We start from the raw sequence: 7,360 nt of genomic DNA, 5'->3' as shown, positions 1-7,360 counted from the left end.
CCCTCGTGACGCCTGGTGCCCCCGACAGGAATCGAACCTGCGACCTTTGGTACCGGAAACCAACGCTCTATCCCCTGAGCTACGGAGGCGTACCGGTCGAGATTACCAGTCCGCCGCGGCATCCGCCGACAGCGACGGCGACCGCACGACGCTGAACGGGGGCTTTACGGGAACCCGATCGTCCACAGCAGCAACACCGCGAGCACCTGGCCGACGAGCGCCGCGACGAGGCTGATGATGCGGCGGCGGCGGGTCGACGAGAGCCGCTCGTCGCCGAGCATCGGGGTCATCGGCAGCAGCAGCCGGAAGATGCTCTGCTGTGGCAGGAACACTGCGAACAGGTAGACGCCATAGCCGAACCCGTAGGTCGCGACGACCATGCCGAGCCTGCGCACCGGGCGGGAGAAGATCCACAGCAGGAACGCCGCGATCAGCGCGGCGACGAGCACGACGCCGATGATGCCCGTGAACGTCCACGCCATGCGGAACCACGGGGTGAAGGGTGCGAAATGCCCCTCCCCGACAAACGGCACCCACCAGCTCGTCTCGGTGAGCAGGTACGCGTGGGGCGTGCCGGTGACGGCGTCGGCGATCCACGACCACGACAGGCCGGCACCGGCGAGCACGAGACCCGTGATCATCAGGCTCACGAGCTGCGACGGCGGGAACGGATCGACCTTGCGACGGAACCATCGCGTCACGAACACGATCCCGAGACCGAGCGCGAACGCCAGGATGCCCGGCCGCGTGTACGACGCGACGAGCCCGATCGGGATGATCCACAGATAGCGCCGCTTGACGGCGAGGAGCATCGCAGCGAACAGCAGGAAGAGGTAGAGCGACTCCGCGTAGCCGACGACGAAGATGAACGACATCGGGCCGAAGCTGAAGAGTACCGCACCCCACCAGGCCGCCGTCGGCGAGGTGACAGCCCGCAGCAGCAGGAAGAGCATGATGGTCGCACCGCCGCTGGCGAGCACGGCGATCGAGATGCCGACGATCTGCCACGGGATGCCCGTGGCATCCGAGATGATGCGCTCGAGCCAGGGGAACACGGGCAGGAACGCCCAGTCGTTCGGCACGACCGCGCCGTACGCGTCGAGTGGCAGCTGCGTCGGATAGCCGATCTGCGAGACGCGGCCGTAGCGGGCGCCGTCCCAGTCGGAGAGGAACTGCAGGAACGTCGTCACCCGCTGCGCGTTGGGGCCGAACGCCCAGCCGAAGGCGTGCGCGAGCTCGTACATGACGAACATCAGCATGAAGTTGACCCCACGCCCCAGCGCCCACACGCCCACGACGGCGCGCACCGCGCGGGCCGTGACCGGGCGCACGGCCGGGTTCGGCTGAGAGGTCTCCTCGAACCAGTCGAGCAGTCCCTGCCAGGCGCGCACGGCGCGCCGACGCAGCGGGGACGCCACGGTCGCGGCCGGCGGGAGAGAGCCCGCAGCGCCGCGCAGGTCGTGGTCGCCAGAAGTCGTCACGACGTCCCTTCCGCCGCCGCAGCGCGGCAAGACGAGTCCGTTGTGGGGCGCGCGACGAGCGCGCCGGTGGAGCCGATGGTGTCAATGGATGATGGCATGATTCCGCCGCGAGCGCCTCTTCAGCACGCCCTCAGGCGGCATCCCGTATGCGCCGACGGTCGCCACTCAGACCGCGCGGTAGACCAGATCGCGGATGTCGCGTCCCGCCCGTGCGCCCTTGCGCTCGAAGGCCGTCTCGACACGGCCGTCGAACCGCTCCGCCCACTCCCCCGGGAAGCCGCGTTCGAACCCGTCTGCGGCGTCGAGCACCTCGCGCATCTGCAGGGCGTAGTCCTCCCAGTCGGTCGCGAGGCGCAGCGCACCCCCGGGGGCGAGCGCCGCGCGCACGATCTCGGGGAAGCCGGGCGCCACGAGCCGCCGCTTGTGGTGCTTGACCTTGTGCCACGGGTCGGGGAAGAACACCCACACCTCGGCGACGGATGCCGCGGGCAGCAGGTGCTCGAGCACCTCGGGCGCGTTCGCCTCGACCAGGCGCAGGTTGGTGAGGGAGGCGGCATCCGCATCGAGCATGGTGCGCGCGAGCCCCGCCTTGAACACCTCGACGGCGAGGAAGTCGTCGGCCGGCCGGGTGCGGGCGGCGTGCACGATCGCGTGTCCCTGACCGGAGCCGATCTCGACGATGAGCGGCGCGGTGCGACCGTAGACCTCGGCCGGATCGACGGCGCTGCCGGCGGCGACGCTCGTCGTGGCGACAACGCGCTCGACCGGAAGCACGTAGCGCGGTGCGAGCTCGTTCCAGGCGCGGGTCTGGGCGTCGGACATGCGGCCGCCGCGACGCACGAACGAGACGGGCGAGTCACGGAACACGGGCGCCGGATCGGTCATCCGTCCAGGCTAACGACTGCTCTCCCCCGCCTCACGCCGTGACGAAGTCGATGAGCTCCTCGACGCGGCCGAGCAGCGCGGGCTCCAGATCGCGGTAGGTGTGCACGCCCGCCAGGATGCGCTGCCACGCCGCGGCGATGTCGGCCTGGTCGTCGGCGGGCCAGCCGAGCGCCCGGCACACGCCGACCTTCCACTCGATGCCGCGCGGCACTTCGGGCCAGCGGGCGATGCCGACGGCGGCGGGCTTCACGCACTGCCACACGTCGATGAACGGGTGCCCGACGATGCGCACATGCGCGCCGTACCGGCCGCGGGCCACGCCCTCGGCGATGCGCGACTCCTTCGATCCCGCGACGAGGTGGTCGACGAGCACGCCGTACCGGCGATCGGATGCCGGCGGCTCCGCGTCGAGCAGGGCGGCGAGGTGGTCGACGCCCTCGAGGTACTCGACGACGACGCCGTCGACTCGGAGGTCATGCCCCCACACCTTCTCGACGAGCTCGGCGTCGTGGCGGCCCTCGACGAGGATGCGACTCGGCCGCGCGACGCGCGCCTGATGGTTCTCGACCGCGATCGATCCCGACGCCGACCGGCGGGGTGCCGTGGGGGCGGCGGCGACCGGGGCGACGAGCCGCGCGGGCTCGCCGTCGACGAGGAAGCCGCTGCCGAGCGGGAAGACCCGTACCGCGCCGCGGCGGTCTTCGAGCTCGACCATGCCGCTGCGCACCGCGACGACCGCGCCGCAGAAGCCGTCGGAGGCGACCTCGACGACGAGATCGCGTGCCGCGGGCACGTCGGGGACGACCCGCCGGCCGCGCTCGCGCCAGCCCGCCGCCAGCACATCGCCGCTGTACCTGTCGTCCATCGTCGCCTCCGACGAGCGAGCCTAGGCCGGTGCGGCGACACCGACCCCGCGACCCGCCCGCGACCCGTCCGTCCGCCCCTCCGCGAGCTGCGCGGGCACCGTCCGCCGGGAGAATCCCCGGAGTCGGGGCATCCTCTCGCCCCCATTCCCGCGGATGCATAGACTCGAATCGCACCCATGACCGCCTCGCGGCCGGTGCCGCGCGGGCGGCCCCCTCGGAAAGGACTTCGATGGCCAAGGAATCGATCTTCGGACGGATCTCGACCCTCGTGCGCGCGAACGTGAACGCGCTGCTCGATCAGGCGGAGGACCCGCAGAAGATGATCGACCAGCTCATCCGCGACTACACGAACAACATCCGCGAGGCCGAGTCGGCCATCGCGGAGACGATCGGCAACCTGCGCCTGCTCGAGCGCGACCACCAGGAGGACGTGCAGGCCGCGGCCGAATGGGGCAACAAGGCCCTCGCCGCCAGCCGCAAGGCCGACGAGTTCCGCGGAGTCGGCAACCTCGCCGACGCCGACAAGTTCGACAACCTCGCCAAGATCGCGATCCAACGTCAGATCTCCGAGGAGTCCGAGGCCAAGGCCGCAGCCCCCCAGATCGCGGCGCAGACCGAGGTCGTCGAGAAGCTCAAGTCGGGCCTGAACGGCATGAAGGGCAAGCTCGAGGAGCTCAAGACCAAGCGCAACGAGCTCGTCGCGCGCGCCAAGGTCGCCGAGGCTCAGAACAAGGTGCACGACGCCGTCAAGAGCGTGAACCTGCTCGACCCGACCAGCGAGATCGGCCGCTTCGAGGAGAAGATCCGCCGCCAGGAGGCCCTCGCCGCCGGCAAGGCGGAGCTGGCCGCATCCAGCCTCGACGCCCAGTTCGAGTCGCTCGAGGACGTCGGCGAGCTCACCGAGGTCGAGGCGCGTCTCGCCGCCCTCAAGGCCGGGGCCGCGCCCGCCGCCCTGAACCCGGCGGCGACCCCCCAGCCGCAGGCACTCCCTCAGGCCGACGAGTACCGTCAGCAGCCCTGAGGTCACGAGAGGGCCGGATGCCGCGGCATCCGGCCCTCTCGCTTCCCCGCCCACCGTCGCAAGGAGTCCCGATGACCCGGTTCGTGGTCGTGCCGCAGTGGCAGGGGTCGCCCGCCGCGCGGGCCATGCAGCTCGTCGACGGTGCCGAGGCGATCGCCGGCGACCTGCCGCGATCGGCGTGCGTGCGGGTGGAGGTGCCGCTCGAGGCGGGTGACGCGCTCGGCACCCGCGTGCACCGCCTGAGCACCCTGCAGCAGACCCGCGCCCGCATCGACGACCTCCTCGCCTCGGAGACCGACCGCATCGTGATCGTCGGCGGCGACTGCAGCGTCGCCCTCGGCGGCATCGCCCACGCCGCCGCCCGCCACGAGCGTCTCGGCCTCGTCTGGTTCGATGCGCACGGCGATCTGCACACCCCGGACTCCTCGGTGTCGGGCGCGTTCGCCGGCATGGCGCTGCGCGCGGCGCTCGGCGACGGCGAGTCCTCGCTCGCGGTCTCCCCCGGCATCGCGCCGTCCCGCACCGTGCTGGTCGGTGCTCGCGATCTGGATGTCGCCGAGTCGGCGTTCCTCGCCGACACCCCGCTCGCCCGGCTCGACGCCGTCGATCTCGCCGACACCGCGCTCGCCGACGCCGTGAGCCAGACGGATGCCGACGCGGTGTGGGTGCACCTCGACCTCGACGTGCTCGACCCCGCCGCCATCACGGGGCTGACCGCCGCGTCGCCGTTCGGCGCCGATCCGGCGCGCATCGTCGCCGCCCTCGCGGCGCTCCGTGCCCGGGTGCCGCTCGCGGGTGCGTCGATCACCGGCTTCGCGCCGGCCAGCGCCGCGGCCGCGGTCGATGACCTCGGCACGATCCTGCGACTCGTCGGCGCACTCGCGTGAGCCGCGGCATCCCGGCCGACTGGCGCGCCCGCGCCGACGCGGCCGTCGCGCGCGGACGACGGCTCGACCGGTTCATCCCGTCCGTGCTGCTCGACTCCCCGATCAGCCGTGTCGGCTTCTGGTACGGCTGCACCGTCGGCTGGACCTGGGGGTTCCTGTGGAGCCGGGGGCGGGTCGAGCGCCGCGGCGCGCTGTGGGTGTTCCGCGGCATGCCGTCATGGACCTTCGCCCGCGGCGGCGTCTGCGTCGGCAACTGCTTCCTCACGGGCGACGGCCGGCTCGATGACCGGGTGCTGCGTCACGAGGCGGTGCACGCCCGCCAGTGGCGCCGCTACGGGTTCCTCATGCCCGTGCTCTACACGCTCGCGGGGCGCGACGCCCTCCGCAACCGGTTCGAGATCGAGGCGGGCCTCGAGGACGGCAACTACGTGCCGCGCACCTCGGTGGCCTGAAGCCGCCGCACGATGCGACGGCCGAGCACGACGATCACCGCGAACGGCACGACGATCCACACCAGGTTCGGCAGCACGGCGACGCTGAGGAACCCCGCGATGTCGCCGCGTTCGAGCGACTGTCGGGTCATCTCGAGTCCGCTCGAGGCCTCGACGAGGAAGTAGAGCACGGTCTTCCAGAAGGTCGCGACGCTCACGATCAGGCCGAGCACGACGCCCGACCAGCGTCGCAGGTGCGTGAGCACCCAGATCAGCGCGATCACCTCGAGCAGGTTCGCCCAGCTCTGCGCGCTGCCGAACGCGTCGGCCTGGGCGTAGCGCTGGTCGAACGAGCTGTAGAACACGTGCCCCGGCCAGAACCAGGCGAGCGGTCCACCGGCGTGCGAGAGCGGGCCGAGCAGCTCGTAGCAGGCGTCGTAGGTCTGGATGAGGGCTGTCACGATGAACCACACGGCGATCCAGCGCGGCACCAGGAGCGGGGGCTTCACGGCGGTGCGCTCCGGCGACGTGCTCACGGGGCGACCACCAAGGCCGACCGCAGCGCGGCGAGCTCGTCGGCCGACACGCCCGCCTCCCGCAGGTAGGCACCGCCGTCGCCCCAGCGCTCGTGCAGGTGCGCGAGCACATGCCGCATCGCGCGGGCCGGTGAGTGCAGGTAGAGCTCTTCGAGGTGGCGGCTGCCCGGGTGTGCGCGCGCCAGCCACGCCCGGATCTGCCGGGCCCGCGAGGCCGGCAGGTTCTGCTCGGTGAGGGCGTAGTCGCCCACGATCGCCTCGTCGTCGACACCGGCGGCGGCGAGGGTCACCGCGACCGAGACTCCGGTGCGGTCCTTCCCGATCGCGCAGTGCACGAGAGTCGGATGCCCCGCCGCGATGCTGTGCGCCACGGTGGCGATGCGCTCCCCGGCGTTCTCGAGCAGGTCGAGGTAGGAGTCGTCGAGCGTGACGCCGCTGGCGAGGAATGACTCGAGCGATCCCACGAACATCGGCGCGCGCACGGTCTCGACGCCCAGTCCGTCCACCCGGCTGGGCTCGCGCGCCAGCTCGTCGTCGGATCGCAGGTCGACGATGCGCTCGACGCCGAGTTCGTGCAGGGTGCGTCGCCCGTCGTCGTCGAGACGAGACAGCGCCCCCGACCGGAACAGCACCCCATGCCGGGTCGTGCCGGCCCCGGCCGGGAGGCCGCCGACGTCGCGGAAGTTGGTGACTCCCGAGACCAACTCGACGCTCGCACCGCTCATGAGCGCCACCCTCGGGTGCGGGCAGACGACGGGCGTGCGGAGCGGGGGGCGGTCACGCTGTCAGCCTAACGACGCGGCGCCCGCCGCCGGCGGTGCGGTGCAGAATGTGCGGGTGACCGACGACGCTTTCGACGAGTTCTCCTTCCTCCCCGCCCAGGCCGCCGAACTGGGCGCCACCGGGCCGATCCCCGCCGCCGAGCGGTTGACGCTCGCGCTTCCCGACGGCCGCACCCTGAGCGCCCTGCGCTTCGGCGACGCGCCGCCTGCCGTCACATTCCTTCACGGAGCGGGTCTGAACGCCCACACGTTCGACACGACGATCCTGGCCCTCGGGCTGCCGGCGCTCTCGATCGACCTCGCCGGTCACGGCGACTCGTCGTGGCGATCGGATGCCGCGTACACGGCCGGTCCTCTCGCGGACGACGTCGTGCGCGCGCTCGACCAGCTCGTCGCGGCTCGCCCACGAGGTCGGGCCGGCGAAGAAGGCGCGGATCTGCGCGGGCCCCTCGTCGGGGTTCACGCCGGGGG

9 protein-coding genes and 1 tRNA gene are annotated in these 7,360 nt (G+C 72.1%); 4 read left to right on the top strand and 6 right to left on the bottom strand.

What is annotated here, in order from left to right; all coding sequences use genetic code 11:
• Positions 1 to 13 precede the first annotated feature (13 nt).
• The 4 genes from ABT08_RS11955 to ABT08_RS11940 form a co-directional block, all read right to left on the bottom strand.
• Positions 14 to 89 (bottom strand) — tRNA-Arg (locus ABT08_RS11955).
• 75 nt (positions 90 to 164) lie between these two features.
• On the bottom strand, positions 165 to 1,481 hold the full coding sequence (locus ABT08_RS11950; protein WP_056206567.1) for a hypothetical protein: 1,317 nt from the start codon (positions 1,479 to 1,481) through the stop codon (positions 165 to 167).
• A gap of 165 nt (positions 1,482 to 1,646) precedes the next feature.
• A complete protein-coding gene (trmB, locus tag ABT08_RS11945) occupies positions 1,647 to 2,366 on the bottom strand; it encodes a tRNA (guanosine(46)-N7)-methyltransferase TrmB (protein WP_288115093.1) in 720 nt (239 codons plus the stop codon).
• A gap of 31 nt (positions 2,367 to 2,397) precedes the next feature.
• Positions 2,398 to 3,231: a DUF3097 domain-containing protein gene (locus ABT08_RS11940; RefSeq protein WP_288115091.1), complete on the bottom strand. Its 834-nt coding sequence runs from the start codon at positions 3,229 to 3,231 to the stop codon at positions 2,398 to 2,400.
• Between the two features lie 230 nt (positions 3,232 to 3,461).
• On the opposite strand from ABT08_RS11940, the gene ABT08_RS11935 reads away from it, so the two are divergent.
• From ABT08_RS11935 to ABT08_RS11925, 3 genes are all read left to right on the top strand, one after another.
• Complete coding sequence (locus ABT08_RS11935) at positions 3,462 to 4,253, top strand: PspA/IM30 family protein (protein ID WP_056206561.1); 792 nt, start codon at positions 3,462 to 3,464, stop codon at positions 4,251 to 4,253.
• A gap of 71 nt (positions 4,254 to 4,324) precedes the next feature.
• Positions 4,325 to 5,140: an arginase family protein gene (locus tag ABT08_RS11930; protein ID WP_288115090.1), complete on the top strand. Its 816-nt coding sequence runs from the start codon at positions 4,325 to 4,327 to the stop codon at positions 5,138 to 5,140.
• Positions 5,137 to 5,592: a Fe-S oxidoreductase gene (locus ABT08_RS11925; RefSeq protein ID WP_288115089.1), complete on the top strand. Its 456-nt coding sequence runs from the start codon at positions 5,137 to 5,139 to the stop codon at positions 5,590 to 5,592. The genes ABT08_RS11930 and ABT08_RS11925 overlap by 4 nt, the downstream gene beginning before the upstream one ends.
• Here the strand turns inward: ABT08_RS11925 and ABT08_RS11920 are convergent.
• Both ABT08_RS11920 and ABT08_RS11915 read right to left on the bottom strand, forming a co-directional pair.
• Complete coding sequence (locus tag ABT08_RS11920; protein WP_056206556.1) at positions 5,565 to 6,107, bottom strand: hypothetical protein; 543 nt, start codon at positions 6,105 to 6,107, stop codon at positions 5,565 to 5,567. The genes ABT08_RS11925 and ABT08_RS11920 overlap by 28 nt on opposite strands.
• Positions 6,104 to 6,832, bottom strand: coding sequence for a tyrosine-protein phosphatase (locus tag ABT08_RS11915; RefSeq protein WP_056206554.1), 729 nt, complete (start codon positions 6,830 to 6,832; stop codon positions 6,104 to 6,106). The genes ABT08_RS11920 and ABT08_RS11915 overlap by 4 nt, the downstream gene beginning before the upstream one ends.
• 112 nt (positions 6,833 to 6,944) lie before the next feature.
• Here ABT08_RS11915 and ABT08_RS11910 point away from each other — a divergent pair.
• Positions 6,945 to 7,360: alpha/beta fold hydrolase (locus tag ABT08_RS11910; RefSeq protein ID WP_502685889.1), on the top strand; the 416-nt coding region annotated here is incomplete at its 3' end.

It is taken from the genome of Microbacterium sp. SCN 71-21, assembly GCF_001725695.1.
Classification (GTDB): domain Bacteria; phylum Actinomycetota; class Actinomycetes; order Actinomycetales; family Microbacteriaceae; genus Microbacterium; species Microbacterium ginsengisoli.
The sequence above is the reverse complement of the archived record's forward strand: the minus strand, read 5'-3'. Positions and strand labels throughout refer to the sequence as shown.